Annotated in this window: 17 protein-coding genes; 15 read left to right on the top strand and 2 right to left on the bottom strand. The window is 46.2% G+C overall.

Features of this window, described 5'->3' with window-relative positions:
- Window positions 1-74 precede the first annotated feature (74 nt).
- The 14 genes from rimP to dut all read left to right on the top strand — a co-directional run bounded on the left by rimP (window position 75) and on the right by dut (window position 14076).
- Window positions 75-542 carry a ribosome maturation factor RimP gene (rimP, locus tag MKY54_RS18895; RefSeq protein WP_076182620.1) on the top strand — a complete coding sequence of 156 codons (468 nt, stop codon included), beginning with the start codon at window positions 75-77 and terminating at the stop codon, window positions 540-542.
- 26 nt (window positions 543-568) lie between these two features.
- The gene (gene nusA / locus MKY54_RS18890) at window positions 569-1666 is read left to right on the top strand and encodes a transcription termination factor NusA (RefSeq protein WP_076182615.1); all 1098 of its coding nucleotides are present in this window, start codon (window positions 569-571) and stop codon (window positions 1664-1666) included.
- A 28-nt stretch (window positions 1667-1694) separates the two neighbouring features.
- Window positions 1695-2003 carry a YlxR family protein gene (locus MKY54_RS18885; protein ID WP_036688467.1) on the top strand — a complete coding sequence of 103 codons (309 nt, stop codon included), beginning with the start codon at window positions 1695-1697 and terminating at the stop codon, window positions 2001-2003.
- On the top strand, window positions 1996-2319 hold the full coding sequence (locus tag MKY54_RS18880) for a YlxQ family RNA-binding protein (RefSeq protein WP_036688466.1): 324 nt from the start codon (window positions 1996-1998) through the stop codon (window positions 2317-2319). Before MKY54_RS18885 ends, MKY54_RS18880 begins: the two co-directional genes overlap by 8 nt.
- Window positions 2312-4963 carry a translation initiation factor IF-2 gene (gene infB, locus MKY54_RS18875; protein WP_076307729.1) on the top strand — a complete coding sequence of 884 codons (2652 nt, stop codon included), beginning with the start codon at window positions 2312-2314 and terminating at the stop codon, window positions 4961-4963. Before MKY54_RS18880 ends, infB begins: the two co-directional genes overlap by 8 nt.
- An 18-nt stretch (window positions 4964-4981) precedes the next feature.
- Window positions 4982-5329, top strand: a complete 348-nt coding sequence (rbfA, locus tag MKY54_RS18870; RefSeq protein WP_076127845.1) for a 30S ribosome-binding factor RbfA — start codon at window positions 4982-4984, stop codon at window positions 5327-5329.
- 72 nt (window positions 5330-5401) lie between these two features.
- On the top strand, window positions 5402-6379 hold the full coding sequence (locus tag MKY54_RS18865; protein ID WP_076106341.1) for a bifunctional oligoribonuclease/PAP phosphatase NrnA: 978 nt from the start codon (window positions 5402-5404) through the stop codon (window positions 6377-6379).
- Entirely contained in the window at window positions 6376-7290 is a 915-nt protein-coding gene (gene truB, locus MKY54_RS18860; RefSeq protein ID WP_076127847.1) for a tRNA pseudouridine(55) synthase TruB, read from the top strand. Before MKY54_RS18865 ends, truB begins: the two co-directional genes overlap by 4 nt.
- A 37-nt stretch (window positions 7291-7327) precedes the next feature.
- Window positions 7328-8275: a bifunctional riboflavin kinase/FAD synthetase gene (locus MKY54_RS18855; protein WP_076182610.1), complete on the top strand. Its 948-nt coding sequence runs from the start codon at window positions 7328-7330 to the stop codon at window positions 8273-8275.
- Window positions 8276-8423: 148 nt separating this feature from the next.
- On the top strand, window positions 8424-8693 hold the full coding sequence (gene rpsO / locus MKY54_RS18850; protein ID WP_036656390.1) for a 30S ribosomal protein S15: 270 nt from the start codon (window positions 8424-8426) through the stop codon (window positions 8691-8693).
- 293 nt (window positions 8694-8986) lie between these two features.
- Window positions 8987-11089: a polyribonucleotide nucleotidyltransferase gene (gene pnp, locus MKY54_RS18845; protein ID WP_076127850.1), complete on the top strand. Its 2103-nt coding sequence runs from the start codon at window positions 8987-8989 to the stop codon at window positions 11087-11089.
- A gap of 235 nt (window positions 11090-11324) precedes the next feature.
- Window positions 11325-12308: a polysaccharide deacetylase family protein gene (locus tag MKY54_RS18840; RefSeq protein WP_076307730.1), complete on the top strand. Its 984-nt coding sequence runs from the start codon at window positions 11325-11327 to the stop codon at window positions 12306-12308.
- Window positions 12309-12386: 78 nt separating this feature from the next.
- On the top strand, window positions 12387-13655 hold the full coding sequence (locus tag MKY54_RS18835; RefSeq protein ID WP_036688449.1) for a pitrilysin family protein: 1269 nt from the start codon (window positions 12387-12389) through the stop codon (window positions 13653-13655).
- Window positions 13630-14076: a dUTP diphosphatase gene (gene dut / locus MKY54_RS18830; RefSeq protein WP_172628834.1), complete on the top strand. Its 447-nt coding sequence runs from the start codon at window positions 13630-13632 to the stop codon at window positions 14074-14076. Before MKY54_RS18835 ends, dut begins: the two co-directional genes overlap by 26 nt.
- Before the next feature lie 128 nt (window positions 14077-14204).
- Here the strand turns inward: dut and MKY54_RS18825 are convergent, their stop codons facing one another.
- Complete coding sequence (locus MKY54_RS18825; protein ID WP_179086773.1) at window positions 14205-14345, bottom strand: hypothetical protein; 141 nt, start codon at window positions 14343-14345, stop codon at window positions 14205-14207.
- 175 nt (window positions 14346-14520) lie between these two features.
- A complete protein-coding gene (locus MKY54_RS18820; RefSeq protein WP_339187545.1) occupies window positions 14521-14817 on the bottom strand; it encodes a hypothetical protein in 297 nt (98 codons plus the stop codon).
- An 80-nt stretch (window positions 14818-14897) separates the two neighbouring features.
- Between MKY54_RS18820 and dpsA the strand changes: the two genes are divergently transcribed.
- The gene (dpsA, locus tag MKY54_RS18815) at window positions 14898-15794 is read left to right on the top strand and encodes a dipicolinate synthase subunit DpsA (protein ID WP_339187542.1); all 897 of its coding nucleotides are present in this window, start codon (window positions 14898-14900) and stop codon (window positions 15792-15794) included.
- The last annotated feature ends 1 nt before the right edge of the window (window position 15795 follow it).

Genomic DNA, 15795 nt, shown 5'->3' with positions numbered 1-15795 from the left:
GTGTAAAGAGTGGGGAAACCCACTCTTTATCTTTGGTATATAGCAAAAGACAAGTTCGTGGAGGTAATTTTCTTTTGAGCACACCCAAATCTAAAATTAAACAAACGGTAGAGCAGATGCTCGGGCCCTATCTCGACGACAATGGTTTCGAACTGGTGGACGTTGAATACGTGAAGGAAGGCTCCAATTGGTTTCTGCGTATATTCGTAGATAAAGAAGGCGGCATTGATATTGATGACTGCGGGATCATTAGCGAATATTTCAGTCAGAAGTTAGATGAGAATGATCCTATTCCTGAGGCATATTTCCTTGAGGTTTCCTCGCCGGGAGCAGAGCGTCCTCTCAAAAAAGCTTCGGATGTAGCTAAAGCGGTAGGTAAGGACGTGTATGTGACTGTTTATGAGCCGATTCAAGGACTCAAAGAATTTGAAGGTCGTTTGCTCTCGTTCGAGAACGAGGAACTGCTCATCTCCGCGGGCAAAAAAGAACATGTAGTACCGTACGCCAAGGTCGCAAGTGCGAGATTGGCCATTATTTTTTAACGTCTTGAAAGGGGGGCCGGAAATTCATGAGTATGGAGTTTATTGAAGCAATGAATGAGCTGGAGAGGGAGAGAGGCATCAGTAAAGATGTGCTGTTTGAAGCGATTGAAGCGGCGCTGATCTCTAGTTATAAACGTAATTTCAATGCAGCACAGAACGTGCGTGTTGACATGAATCGCAATACAGGTGTCATTAAAGTGTTTGCCCGCAAGTTAATTGTTGAGGAGGTCCTGGATACAAGGACTGAAATCTCATTGCCGGCAGCCAGAGAAATTAACCCGCATTTCCAGCTGGAAGATATCGCTGAGCTTGAAGTGACACCGCGTGATTTTGGACGTATTGCCGCACAGACTGCTAAGCAGGTTGTAACTCAACGAATTCGCGAGGCAGAGCGTGGACTTATCTATAATGCTTTTATCGACAAAGAAGATGATATCGTTACTGGACTAGTTCAACGTCAAGATATGCGGAACATTTACATTGATCTTGGTAAAATCGAAGCGGTTCTTCCGCTTAGCGAATTGATGCCAGGTGAAAAGTTCAAACAAAGCGAACGCATCAAGGCTTATATCACAAAAGTTGAGAATACAACAAAAGGTCCACAGATTATGCTCTCCCGCAGTCATCCTGGATTACTGAAGCGTCTGTTCGAGCTTGAAGTTCCTGAAATATTTGACGGTGTAGTTGAGATTCGTTCTGTAGCCCGTGAAGCTGGCTTCCGCTCGAAGATTGCTGTGTATTCCCGCAATCCAGAAGTAGATCCCGTTGGTTCTTGCGTAGGTCCAAGAGGCACACGCGTTCAGACCATCGTTACTGAGCTTCGCGGTGAGAAGATCGATATCGTCCGTTATTCTGATCTGGTGCAGGAATATGTTGCGAATGCACTTAGCCCTTCAAAGGTTCTTGAAGTTCAAGTCTTTGAAACGGAGAAGATGGCGAGAGTTATCGTTCCTGACTATCAATTGTCACTGGCTATCGGTATTAAAGGGCAAAATGCACGTCTTGCCGCTAAACTTACCGGCTGGAAGATTGATATCAAGAGTGAAACTCAAGCGGAGCAGGAATACGGCAGACCGAAATCTTCTATTGATGAAATGCATCAGGATTCCGTCTCCATAGATTAATTAACCTGCTTGACGGGAGGCGTTTGTAATGAAACAAAAAAAGGTGCCGCTGCGTAAATGCGTTGCTACCCAAGAGATGATGCCTAAAAAAGAGCTGATTCGTGTGGTAAGAACGCCTGAAGGTGAAGTGCTGATTGATCTGACGGGCAAGAAGTCAGGCCGTGGTGCTTACATATGCGGCAAGCTTGAATGCTTTCAGCTGGCACAAAAGAACAAAGCACTTGACCGTGCATTGAAATGTCAAGTGAGTCCTGAAATCTACGCCCAGCTAGCCCGGGAGTTTACTTCCGTGGAAGAGCAGTTTCTAGCAGCAAAGGATAGTGAGGATAATGAGTAAGGCGCTTTCTTATTTAGGGCTTGCCATGAGAGCAGGCAAGATAGTCACCGGTGACGAGGCTGTACTCAAAGCTGTACGGTCTTCAGAGGCGAAGCTGGTCGTTCTGGCAGGTGACGCTTCAGATAATACCCAAAAAAAGTTCCGTGATAAATGCGGAACTTACGATATTCCACTAGTAATCGCATTTCACCGGGATGAACTCGGTGCAAGTATTGGTAAAGACCAGCGCGTAGTACTGGCCATTACGGATAAAGGATTCGCGGAAATGATCTCCAAGCAACTCGGAGATACTGTCGGAGGTGGATTTATTGACTAAAGAAGAGAACAAAGATAAATTGCGCGTGTACGAATACGCCAAGTCACTAAACATGAGCAGTAAAGAAATTATTACTATTCTGAAGCGTTTGAATGTCCCTGTGAATAATCATATGAGTGTCATGGAGAATGGATCCGTGAACAAAGTTGAACAGTTCTTTAAGGATATCAAATCAAACGCTGCAGCCAAGCGGGATACCGGCACCAGCAGCCGGCCGGTAACAACCGGTGCGGTAACAGCCGAACCTCAAAGTGCTCAGAATGCCAACAAAAATCAACAGGAAAAGCAGGTAGGTATGAACAGTAACCAAAACAACAACCAATCGACGACGTCCCCAAGGCCCCAAAGCGGACAAGATTCCCGCAGAACACAAACAGGTTCAACGCAGAATGCACGTCCGCAACAAAGCGGTGCTCCACGTACTAGCAGTACTAGCAGCAGCCGCCCGCAAGGCAGCAGTACTGGCGGCAATCGCCCACAAGGTAGCAATACCGGTGGCAGCCGTCCGCAAAGCAGTAATACTGGCGGCAACCGTCCACAAGGTAGCAATACCGGTGGCAGCCGTCCGCAAGGCAGCAATACTGGTGGTAGCCGCCCACAAGGCAGCAACACTGGTGGAAGCCGTCCACAAGGCAGCAATACAAGTGGCAGCCGTCCGCAAGGACAAAGCAGTGCACCACGCACTGACAGCCGTCCACAAGGTCAATCTGGCACAGGCGGAGGTTTCACACGCGGTGATGACAGAGGTCCTAAAAAGAACACAACTGGTGGCAGACCGAATAATAATCAAAGACGTTTCGATGATGGTAAAGGTGGTAACTACCGCGGTCGTGGTGGTAAGAATGGCCGTGGCAAGAACCAACCAATGGTACACCGCGAGAAGATCGATAACACACCTAAGAAAATCATCGTTCGTGGCAGCATGACCGTTGGTGAAACAGCGAAATTGCTTCACAAGGATGCTTCTGAAGTAATCAAAAAGCTGATTTCGATGGGTGTTATGGCTACCATCAACCAAGAACTTGATATCGACACCATTTTGCTACTCGCTGCTGAATTTGGCGTAGAAGTAGAAGTGAAGATTCCTGTTGACGAGGACAGCTTCGAAACAGTGGAAGAGAATGACAATGAAGAGGATCTTCAGACTCGTCCTCCAGTAGTTACTATTATGGGTCACGTTGACCATGGTAAAACTACACTACTTGATGCTATTCGTTCGACCAATGTGACGCTAGGCGAAGCCGGCGGAATCACTCAGCACATCGGTGCTTATCAAGTCGAAATCAACCAAAAGAAAATCACGTTCCTTGATACACCTGGTCACGAAGCATTTACTGCTATGCGTGCTCGTGGTGCACAGGTTACGGATATGACAATTATCGTAGTAGCTGCTGATGACGGTGTTATGCCTCAGACCGTTGAAGCTATTGCACACGCTAAGGCTGCTGGACTTCCGATTATTGTCGCTGTTAATAAAATCGACAAACCGGGTGCAGATCCTGATAAGGTGAAGCAAGAGCTTACAAGTTATGAACTTGTTCCTGAAGAGTGGGGTGGAGATACCATCTTCGTTAACCTCTCTGCGAAACAACGTATTAACTTGGAAGAACTGCTGGAAATGATCCTGCTCGTAGCTGAAGTTAATGAGTACAAAGCGAACCCTGACAAACGGGCACGCGGTACTGTTATAGAAGCTGAGCTTGATAAATCCCGTGGACCAGTTGCTCGTATACTCGTTCAGAACGGTACGTTGAAAGTCGGCGATGCCTTTGTAGCAGGTAACTGCTTCGGACGTGTACGTGCGATGGTCAATGATAAAGGTCGTAAGATCAAAGAAGCTGGACCATCTACTCCAGTTGAAATTACAGGTTTGACTGAGGTACCACAAGCTGGAGATCCGTTTATGGCTTTCGAAGATGAGCGTAAAGCGCGTGCGATTGCTGATAGACGTTCTACTTCCCAACGTCAATCTGAGCTGAATACGAACACCCGTGTAACTTTGGATGATCTGTTCCAGCACATTAAAGATGGCGAGATCAAAGACCTTAACGTGATTATCAAAGCTGACGTACAAGGTTCAGTCGAGGCGCTTAAAGGATCCTTGGCTAAGATCGAAGTGGAAGGCGTACGCGTGAAGATCATTCACAGCGGTGCTGGTGCGATTACTGAATCCGATATTACGCTTGCAGCAGCATCGAATGCTATCGTTATCGGCTTTAACGTTCGTCCAGACGCACAGACCAAAGCTGCTGCTGAGCAAGAAAAAGTAGATGTTCGTCTGCACAACATTATCTACAACGTAATTGAAGAAATCGAAAGTGCCATGAAAGGTATGCTCGATCCTATCTATAAAGAGAATGTTATCGGTCACGCCGAAGTTCGCAGCGTGTTCAAAATCAGCAAAGTGGGTACCATTGCAGGATGTATGGTTACTTCCGGTAAAATTACCCGTAATGCTGAAATGCGCTTGATCCGTAGCGGAATCGTAGTGTTCACAGGTAAGGTTGATACTTTGAAACGTTTCAAAGATGATGCCAAAGAAGTGGCGCAAGGTTATGAATGTGGCATAACTTTGGAACGCTATAATGACGTCCAAGAGGGCGACATTATCGAAGCGTTTCTTATGGAAACTGTAGAGCGCTAAGCGAAGAGGTGAATATAGATGTCTAAAATTAGAGCAGGACGAGTGGGCGAGCAGATCAAGAAAGAGCTTAGTCAACTTATCCAAAGCGGTCTGAAAGACCCTCGAATCGGTTTTGTAACTGTAACTGGCGTAGACGTGACTAACGATCTATCCCAAGCCAAGGTATACCTAAGCGTGTTCGGGGATGAAGAGCAGAAGTCAGACTCGCTTAAAGCGATTGAGAAAGCCAATGGTTTTCTTCGCTCAGAGCTTGGCAAGGCCATTCGCCTTCGGCATACACCGGAGCTGATCTTTAAGTTCGACGAATCTGTCGCTTATGGCAGTCATATTGAGAAGCTTCTTGGAGAGCTTCATAAGAACGATTAGAAATAAGTGATTAAAGTGGGGTTCAAAATAGCGTTATGCTATTTTGAACAACCTTTAAAAAGGAGACGGCGAATGCAGAGCTATGAACAAAGTCTCCAGCAGACCCGTGAGTTTCTGCTGGAACACGACGATTACCTTGTAGTGTCGCATGTTCAGCCGGACGGAGATGCAGTCAGCTCCACCCTTGCGGTGGGCTGGCTTCTCTCATGTCTGGGCAAAAAATACACTATGCTGAATGAAGGACCAATCCCGAAGCGAATGGAATACCTATGGCATTCGGATGAAATCATCAATATGGCCTCTAGTGAACCGCCCCGTCAATACAGCAACGTCATCTGTGTGGATTGTGCGGATTTTCAGCGAGTAGGGCTGACAAATCGCTATTTTGCGAATGAGGCTCTTATCCTGAACATTGATCACCATCCAACAAATAACGGTTATGGATTCGTTAATTTAATCAAACCGGATGCAGCTGCGACAGCGGAAATTTTGTTCGACCTGCTGAAGACATTCGAGATCGAATGGGATATTGATATCGCCACAGCTATATATACGGGTCTGTTAACAGATACCGGTGGTTTTCGTTATACCAACACATCACCAAAAGTAATGGCAGCTGTATCTGAGCTATTATCCCTTGGGGTTAACGGTCCTGAACTCGCTGAGACATTGCTTGAAGAAATGACGCTGCCACAGGTTAAAATATTAAATAAAGCCTTAAATACGCTGGAATTATCTCCTGAAGGAGATATTGCCTGGCTATATGTTACACCCGAGCATATGATCGAATGTGCTGCTGCTAATGAAGATTTGGAAGGAATCGTAAACTACCCTCGTAATATTCGGGGCGTGGAAGTAGGCATTCTTTTTAAAGTTATTCACGAACATGCGGTCAAGGTTAGCCTGCGTTCTGCCGGTAAAGTTGACGTGGCTGCATTGGCGCAAACGTTTGGAGGCGGCGGTCATACCCGTGCTGCAGGTGCGCGTATAGAAGCTACGCTTGAAGAGGCAATAGCTCAGGTGCTTGAGGAGGTAAGACGTCATTTATGAGTGAATTAGAAGGTGTTCTGGCGGTTTATAAACCGGCAGGCTTCACTTCACATGATGTTGTAGCCAAGGCACGTCGGATTCTCGGCATGAAACGAATTGGTCATACGGGGACACTAGATCCCCAAGTGACTGGTGTATTGCCGCTTTGTCTGGGACGTGCGACTCGCGTTGTGGAGTATATTCAGGAGCTGCCCAAAGAATATGTGGCAACACTGAGACTGGGGATGTCCAGTGATACTGAAGACTTAACTGGAACCATTACGGAAACTGTTGATGAGGTTCATGTAACTGAGGAAGAGATTCTTGCAGTGCTTGCCTCTTTCAAAGGCGTAATTTCTCAGGTTCCTCCCATGTACTCTGCGGTGAAAGTCGACGGCAAACGTCTTTATGAATTGGCTAGAGAAGGCAAAACCGTTGAACGGAAAAGTCGCGAAGTAGAGATTTATGAAATCGAAATGACGGATATGACTTGGGAAGGTAATCATCCCGACATCACTTTCCGGGTATTATGCTCCAAAGGCACGTATATTCGTACACTTTGTGTAGATATCGGTCGTGCGCTTGGACTGCCGGGTGTAATGGTGAAGCTGGAGAGAACAATGTCGGCAGGAATTTCTGCCAGCCATTGTTTATCCCTTGAGGATATTGCCGCGCACAAGGAAGCCGGAACATTGGAAGATCATTTAATCGCTGCTGATGAGGCAATTTCGCATTTGCCTAAGCATACCGTTATGGATGAGAAGAAGAAGGCAGCACTGCAAGGGCAACGTTTGTCTTCGCGGTTCATTGCTCCAGAAGTGAAGACAACAGGTCAAATTCGGCTATACGATCTTCAGGGATTGTTTCTTGGCATTTATGAGCTGGAAGAGACAGGTGCTATTGCCCCAGTAAAGGTGTTTGCACAAGCTTAAATCAATTTTACCAAGTGAATTGTAGGTGAGAAACAGCGTGAGAACCGTAACGTTAACCTATCCGATGTCGCCGGAGACTGCTGCCGAATGGGCACAACCTCAAGTGGCTGCTCTAGGGCAGTTTGACGGCCTGCATCGTGGACATGCCAGCGTCATTACATCCGCTGTAGCCTTAGCCCGTAAACAAGGTGTGCCGGCTGCAGTCCTTACATTTCATCCTCATCCCAAAGATGTTATGGGTAAGGGAGATTATGAAGGGTACTTGACGCCACCCTTTGAAAAGCAAGAGATTCTTGCCAGCATGGGTGTCGATATCCTGTATGTTGTTGAATTTAATGAGCAGCTTTCCCGGGTTAGTCCACAGAATTTTGTCTCTGTTATGCTTTTGCCGCTACATATTGTAACTGCAGTTGTTGGCTTTGACTTTCGCTTTGGCTACCAAGGTGAAGGCGATGTTGAGATGCTTCGCAAACTGGGTGAAGGTGTTATGAATGTGGAAGTTGCTCCTCCTTTTCTGCTTGAAGGCGAAAAGGTTAGCAGCTCCGGCATTCGTAAAAGTCTCCAAAATGGAGATCTGGGGCTGGCAAACTCCTGGTTCGGACGTTGCTATCATCTGCGTGGTGAAGTGGGGCATGGTGAGAAGAGAGGCCGCACAATTGGTTTTCCAACTGCCAATTTGAAGCTCAGTGATCATTTTGTCATTCCGACCAAAGGTGTATATGCGGTCCGAGTCTTTTATAAGGATAAAGTTCTGTACGGGGTTATGAATGTGGGTGTTAAACCAACCTTTCATGAGGGTGTGTTAACTCCGAGCTTTGAGGTTCATCTTTTTGACTTCGAGGGTGACCTGTATGATCAAGAGCTTAAGGTAGAATTGGTATCTTACATTCGTCCAGAACGGAAGTTTGACTCCATTGGAGCATTGATTACTCAGATTGGCGAGGATGCAGAAACCGCGAAGAAGATTCTGGAGTATAATTTATAGTCATCCCGGACAAGCCGTTTACTTTTGTTAATGGAGATGCTATACTAAGTAACGTTGCTGGCTTACAGCATCATAACCTTAGCTTGGTTGCACGTTCTCACCGACGGTGACGAGGCTAGTGGCGATTATATTGAAGGAGGTGAACAGGATGGCATTAACTCAAGAACGTAAACATCAATTGATCGACGAGCACAAAACTCACGAATCCGATACTGGATCCCCTGAGGTGCAAGTTGCTATCCTAACGGAGAACATCGTTAATTTGACTGACCACTTGCGTACGCACAAGAAAGATCATCACTCCCGTCGTGGATTGTTGAAAATGGTTGGACAACGTCGTAAACTTCTGGCGTATTTGAAAAACAAAGACATCAGACGTTACAGCGCCCTGATCGAAAGACTGGGATTGCGTCGTTAATTTTCCATAAGATTACTCTTAAAGCAGCCTGGTTGTATACCGTATGTCCTTCTCGGAGCGACAGCGGGACAGCTGGGTTGCTTTTTGAAAATTTAGGGAAAACTTAATATTAGGATCGATGAGATTATTCGCAAAAACGGCGACTTTACTTTTCAGTAAGGCCCAGCCGTTTCTTCTTATATGCATACAGAATAGGCAGCCTCCCTTTGGGACAAGCCTTTCCAATTCATTTAGATCGATATGTGAACCTGCTATTTTAGACTGCGGGTCTACTACTATTCAAGGAGGTATTTATGGAAAAACGTGTAGAAATGCAGCTGGGTGGAAGACGCCTTGTGCTGGAAACGGGCCGCCTGGCTAAACAAGCAAACGCAGCCGTTATGGTGCGTTACGGGGATACTTCGGTATTATGTACCGTTACGGCTTCAAAAGAGCCTAAGGATCTGGATTTTTTCCCGCTTACAGTTAACTATGAGGAAAGATTATATGCGGTAGGTAAAATTCCTGGCGGATTTATTAAACGGGAAGGTAGACCGAGTGAGAAAGCGATTCTGTCAAGCCGTTTGACAGACCGTCCAATCAGACCACTATTCCCTGAAGGATTCCGTAACGATGTTCAGGTATTGAACATGGTAATGAGTGTGGATCAGGACTGCGCACCAGATATTGCTGCTATGATCGGTACTTCAGCTGCACTTAGTATTTCCGATGTGCCTTTTGATGGACCCATCGGCGGCGTTGCTGTAGGTCGGATTAATGGAGAGTTTGTGATCAATCCGGATATGTCTCAGCAAGCAATCAGTGATGTTTATGTGGTGGTTGCTGGAACGAAGGATGCAATCATGATGGTTGAAGCAGAAGCGAACGAAGTGACGGAAGATGTGATGCTCGAAGCGATTATGTTCGGTCATGATGAAATCCGCAAGATCGTTGCAACCATTGAAGAACTGGTTAAAGTGGCTGGTAAAGAAAAAATGGCTGTGAAGCTGCATACAGTGAATGCTGACGTGAATACTGAGGTCCGTGCATTTGCTGAGGCTCGTCTGGTGGAAGCCGTTAAAATAGCTGAAAAACATGCGCGTCAGGAAGCGATTGATGTCGTTAATGATGAAGCGGTTGCGTATTTCGTAGAGAAGTACATAGAAGCACCGGAGCTTCTGAAAGATGTTAAAGAAGTCCTACATGATATCGTGAAGGATGAAGTAAGACGTCTAATCACACATGATAAGGTTCGTCCAGATGGACGTAAACTTGATGAAATCCGTCCGATTGAATGTGATACAAGTCTGTTACCGCGTACACACGGTTCCGGTCTGTTTACACGTGGACAAACACAAATCCTTAGCGTTTGTACTCTTGGGGCACTAGGTGATGTGCAAATTCTTGACGGAATCGATCCTACTGAAACGAAACGTTTCATGCACCATTACAACTTCCCGCCGTTCAGCGTAGGGGAAGCTCGTCCGCTTAGAGCACCAGGACGCCGTGAAATCGGTCATGGAGCACTTGGAGAACGTGCATTATCCAAGGTTATTCCTAGTGAAACTGAATTCCCATACACGATTCGTCTAGTATCAGAAGCGATTGAATCTAACGGTTCTACTTCCCAGGCAAGTATCTGTGCCAGCATTCTGGCTATGATGGACGCTGGTGTGCCAATCAAAGCACCTGTAGCCGGAGTAGCAATGGGTCTGATCAAAGACGGAGAGCATGTCTCCATCCTGACGGATATTCAAGGTATGGAAGATCATCTCGGAGATATGGACTTCAAGGTAGCTGGTACAGCAGAAGGTGTTACAGCTATTCAAATGGACATTAAGATTGCCGGTATCGACCGCAAAATTCTTCAGGATGCACTTCAGCAGGCTAAAGAAGGCCGTCTGTTCATCTTGGACAAAATGAATGAAGCGATCTCTGCGCCAAGACCTAATCTGTCCAAATATGCTCCAAAAATCATTATTATCAACATCAATCCGGACAAAATCCGTGATGTTATCGGTGCTGGTGGTAAGATTATCAATAAAATTATTGAAGAAACCGGCGTAAAAATCGACATCGAACAAGATGGCCGTGTCTTTATCGGTTCTTCAGATGAAGAAATGATCCAAAAGGCGCGTTCGATTATCGAAGGACTTGTGCGTGAAGTACAAGTTGGAGAAATCTATGTGGGTACAGTTAGACGTATTGAGAAATTTGGAGCATTTGTTGAACTAATTCCGGGTAAAGACGGATTGGTACACATTTCCCAATTGTCTACTGAGCGCGTAGCTAAGGTTGAAGATGTTGTAGCTGTCGGGGATACAATTACCGTTAAAGTTACCGAAATCGACCAACAAGGCCGGGTTAACCTGTCGCGTAAAGCGGTATTGACTTCGGAAACTGGAGCTAAAGCTTAAGTTTCGATTGTAGAGGTACCTTTTCTAAAGTACCTAATAGCATAATAAAAGGAGACAGAAGCGATTGCGTTCTGGCTCTTTTTTTATATGAAATAAAGTAAAGTGCATCACTATCACGCCTCTGTCCTCTGTTCTTATGACATAAATTCCTCTCTTGTCTCATAGATTGGGACAAAGTGTCTTTGTATTCGTGTGGAACGGACTACAAGTCGTTTCTACCGGGGAGGAAGTCGTCATGAAGACGGAAAAAGTGGCTTTAGTGGTTGCTTGTATTGCGATCGTGATAGGAATTGGCAGCACTCAGGGACCGGTAAAGGACATGCTTGCGCAATTGAAGCCGCAGGATGACCTAGCTGTGTGGAAGGATATTTCTAAGGCGGAGAACAATGATCTTCGGACACGGATTGAGACCGCCGCAGCCAAGCTTAATGCCCCTCCAGTGAATGCTGTGGTTGATCGGGTATGGAAGGCGATTCCGGGTTATAACGGGCTTGAAATTGATGTAGAGAGTACATATCGGAATGCTCTTTTGGCACCAAAAGAACCTATAAAATTTGTGTATCGGCAGATCGAACCACAGATATCCCTGAATCAACTGGGAGCTGAACCCATATATCGTGGGAATCCGGCTAAGCCGATGGTATCGCTGATGATTAATGTGGCGTGGGGAAATGAGTACATTGTGCCAATGTTGGATGCCTTGGATGAAGAGAACGTTAAAGTTACGTTTTTTCTGGATGGGAGCTGGTTGAGCAAAAACCCGGAGCTGGCTAAAGAAATGCTAAAACGCGGTCATGAGATGGAGAATCACGCTTATACCCACCCTAATATGAGTACTTTAAGTCGTGCACGAGCTACTGTAGAAATTGAGAAGACACAAAAGCTGTTAAAGGAATCGCTTGGAGTCACTAATAAATGGTTCGCTCCCCCTTCTGGTGATTTCGATCAGGAGACCGTAGAAATTGCAGGCAGTTTAGGGCTCAAAACCGTACTTTGGACCGTGGATACCGTAGATTGGCGTAATCCGTCTCCTGAATCTGTGGTTGCCAAAATCACAAGCAAAGCGGAACCGGGCACTCTAGTCCTAATGCATCCCACAGCCGCATCCTCCAAAGCTCTGAAGGCCATGATACGTGGAATCAAAGCAAAAGGGTTACAGCTAGGCACAGTTAGTCAAACACTCTCAGCAGAGCGGCTAATCCCCTCTAATGTTGAGTGAGAGATGTATTTCTGGTAGGATTATAGGCACGTGTAATTAAATTAGATAGAACATGGCTATTAGCCAGGAGGACTTGAAGTGGAAAAAATAGTGTTATCCAATGGTTTACGAGTGGTAATGGAGAAAATCCCGACCGGCCGGTCCGTTTCTTTCGGAATCTGGGTAAAGACAGGCTCTCGGAATGAACATCCTGGAAACAACGGGATATCCCATTTTGTAGAACATATGCTTTTTAAAGGTACGGATCGGTACAGTGCCAAGGATATTGCTGAGCAGTTTGACGCCATCGGCGGCAATGTAAATGCGTTTACCTCAAAAGAATATACATGTTATTATGCTAAAGTATTGGATGAGCATCTGCCCATCGCTGTAGATGTGTTAGCGGATATGTTCTTCCGTTCACGGATGGATGCTGAAGAGCTGGAGAAAGAAAAGAATGTCATCCTTGAGGAAATTTCCATGTGCGAGGACACGCCGGATGATCTTGTGCATGATTTGATGTGTGCTGCTGCCTACAAGGACCATCCGCTTGCGTATTCTATCCTTGGCTTGAAGGAACGGCTAATGGAGATGAAGCCGGATGATCTTCGGGCGTATATGAAGGAACAATACACGATTGAGAATACGGTTATAAGCGTTGCCGGCAACATCAGTGATGGATTGATTGAACTGCTGGAACAGCATTTTGGTTCTTTTGATAATCATGGTACAAGTGCGCCGCTGACTCCACCAGATTACTATGGAGAGCTCTTATTTCACCGCAAGAAAACAGAGCAGAATCACATCTGTCTTTCCTTACCAGGTGTCCGTTCTGGCGATCCCCTGCAGTATGCTATGGTGCTGATTAATAATGCCGTAGGCGGAGGGATGAGCTCCCGCATGTTCCAGGAAATTCGTGAAAAGCGCGGATTAGCTTATTCGGTGTATTCCTATCACAGCTCCCAGGCAGATTCTGGTCTGTTTACGGTCTATGCTGGAACAGCGCCCAAGCAAACAAAGGATGTCATGGAGTTAATCAAGGAAATGATGTACGAACTTGCTACCAACGGCCTCAGTGAAGATGAGCTGAGAAAAGGTAAGGAGCAGCTTAAAGGCAGCCTCATTCTTAGTCTCGAAAGCACTAGCAGCCGAATGAACCGTATCGGAAAAAATGAACTTATGCTCGGAAGACATAATACATTGGACGATATGATCGCCAAAATTCAGCTAGTGACGATGGACAATATCAACAGTGTGCTGGACCATATGTTCGCGGAGCCGCTTTCTTTAGCGATGGTAGGCTCATCAGATAAAGCTATTGCAAATGTTAGGAGAGATGATCTTGTCTTATTACGTACAAATCAATAAACTTGCTGGAAACGAGGATGTAAATCTTCCTTGTAAAATGTCGGAGCAAGCTTCCGGTTATGATCTTTATGCTGCCGTTGCGGGTGAAATTGTACTTGCACCAGGAGAGCGGGCATTAATTCCAACAGGGATTTCACTGGCTATGCCAGAGGGGCTTGAAGCGCAGATCCGTCCGCGTAGTGGACTGGCCTTGAAGCACGGGATTACCTGCTTGAATACACCTGGAACTATAGACGCCGATTACCGCGGAGAGATCAAAGTGCTCTTGATCAATCTGGGGCAGGAGCCTTTTGCTATCGCTCGCAATGAGCGGATTGCCCAAATGGTATTTCAAGCCGTTCCAGTGGTTAATTTGGTGGAAGTGGAAGAGTTGTCCGAAACACAACGCGGAGCCGGAGGCTTTGGCCATACTGGCAAGTAAGAGTGTTGTTACAATTCATTTAAAAAGCTTACGAATTCATGCCCAAGGTATGATTCGTGAGCTTTTTTTATTATGCAGAGTTAATTATCCAAAACTTTAATTTCTTCGATTGTTAAGCAGATAGCATTTTATAAAGTGCTAACTGCAGTGCCATTTGCAGTGCCATCTGCAGTGCCATCTGCGGTGCCATCTGCGGTGCCATCTGCGGTGCCATCTGCGGTGCCATCTGCGGTGCTATCTGCTACTCCAACTAACCCCGACTTCCCCATCGAATAAACTCAGCATTTTCATTGGCGCTCTGCCACTACTCTAACCCTACCGTCAAATTAAAGACGAAGCCCCTATCGGACCCCAGTGCTCTTATTTATAACAATTCTGCTTAATTCGGCTGTTTTCGGACCCCAGTGTCACTATTTGATCAAAAACACCTGATATCGAGCCTGTTTACATCGAATAAGAGCTCTCCAGTCCGAAACTCCTCCTAAAAGGCAAAAAACACACAAATAGTTGCATCTCGGTCCTTAACTCATCAGCCGTAACCCGTAACCCGTAACCCGTAACCCGTAACCCGTAACCCGTAACCCGTAACCCGTAACCCGTAACCCGTAACCCGTAACCCGTAACCCGTAACCCGTAACCCGTAACCCGTAACCCGTAACCCGTAACCCGTAACCCGTAACCCGTAACCCGTAACCCGTAACCCATTAGTTCATCATCAGCCTTGCGTGCCGGGGATTTCATTTCCGCTCTTCACCCATTAACTATGCCCAGCATAAGATGCTTTATAGTCGATAGTGTATGTTGAAAGGAGCGTCATCCCTATGCTTACTGGCGTCAGGATCGTGTTCCTGGGCGGGGACGCGAGACAGCTTGAAGTGATTCGGAAATGTGTAGAATTGGATGCGACGGTAAGCGCTGCCGGGTTCGATAAGTGGGAGACCCCTAGCCCAGGGGTGAGCCTGGAACAATTGACGGTAGAGCTGCTGAGTAATGCAGATGTATTAGTGTTGCCTACGGTAGGCTGTGATGATGAAGGAAATATTAGTGCTCTATTTTCTTCTGAGCGTTTAACGATTCTGGAGGAGCATTTCACTGCGCTGCCATCCGATTGTTTAGTGTATACCGGTATGGCTAAAAGTTACTTGCGCGGGATGTGTACCAAGCACTTACTGAAATTAATCGAACTGCTTAATCGTGATGATGTGGCTATTTACAACTCTATCCCGACAGCGGAGGGAGCGCTGGTAATGGCCATTCAGAACACGGATTTTACAATTCACAGCTCGAAGTCAATGGTGCTGGGTTTAGGTAGAACTGGATTTACAATGGCTCGAAGTCTACAGGGACTGGGGGCCAGTGTAAAGGTTGGTGTCAGAAAACAAGAACATTATGCACGTGCTGAGGAAATGGGCTGGAAGCCTTTTATGACCAATGAGCTGCTGCTTCACGTACCAGATGTGGATCTTATATTTAACACGATACCAAGTATGATCATCACCGCGCAGGTGCTCTCGCGGCTTGCGCCGCATTGCGTAATTATTGATCTGGCATCTGCACCAGGCGGCTGTGACTTTCGTTATGCTGAGAAACGTGGGATTAAGGCGATGCTGGCTCCAGGACTCCCTGGCATTGTAGCTCCAAAAAGCGCTGGGATTATTATGGCAAATGCGCTGGTACAGTCGATTTCGGACGAGGCTTTAATCAAGGGGGACGAATAAA

This window comes from Paenibacillus sp. FSL P2-0121 (assembly GCF_037975345.1).
Lineage (GTDB): Bacteria > Bacillota > Bacilli > Paenibacillales > Paenibacillaceae > Paenibacillus_AQ > Paenibacillus_AQ odorifer.
Note: the sequence above shows the minus strand (reverse complement) of the source record. Positions and strands in the feature narration are given on the sequence as shown.

Coding starts and splice junctions, on each gene's coding strand:
- MKY54_RS18865 (WP_076106341.1), top strand. CDS start 5,402: ATGCAGAGCTATGAACAAAGTCTCCAGCAGACCCGTGAGTTTCTGCTG.
- MKY54_RS18825 (WP_179086773.1), bottom strand. CDS start 14,345: ATGGGGAAGTCGGGGTTAGTTGGAGTAGCAGATAGCACCGCAGATGGC.
- pnp (WP_076127850.1), top strand. CDS start 8,987: ATGGAAAAACGTGTAGAAATGCAGCTGGGTGGAAGACGCCTTGTGCTG.
- MKY54_RS18840 (WP_076307730.1), top strand. CDS start 11,325: ATGAAGACGGAAAAAGTGGCTTTAGTGGTTGCTTGTATTGCGATCGTG.
- MKY54_RS18820 (WP_339187545.1), bottom strand. CDS start 14,817: ATGAAATCCCCGGCACGCAAGGCTGATGATGAACTAATGGGTTACGGG.
- rpsO (WP_036656390.1), top strand. CDS start 8,424: ATGGCATTAACTCAAGAACGTAAACATCAATTGATCGACGAGCACAAA.
- dpsA (WP_339187542.1), top strand. CDS start 14,898: ATGCTTACTGGCGTCAGGATCGTGTTCCTGGGCGGGGACGCGAGACAG.
- nusA (WP_076182615.1), top strand. CDS start 569: ATGAGTATGGAGTTTATTGAAGCAATGAATGAGCTGGAGAGGGAGAGA.
- MKY54_RS18880 (WP_036688466.1), top strand. CDS start 1,996: ATGAGTAAGGCGCTTTCTTATTTAGGGCTTGCCATGAGAGCAGGCAAG.
- truB (WP_076127847.1), top strand. CDS start 6,376: ATGAGTGAATTAGAAGGTGTTCTGGCGGTTTATAAACCGGCAGGCTTC.
- rbfA (WP_076127845.1), top strand. CDS start 4,982: ATGTCTAAAATTAGAGCAGGACGAGTGGGCGAGCAGATCAAGAAAGAG.
- MKY54_RS18885 (WP_036688467.1), top strand. CDS start 1,695: ATGAAACAAAAAAAGGTGCCGCTGCGTAAATGCGTTGCTACCCAAGAG.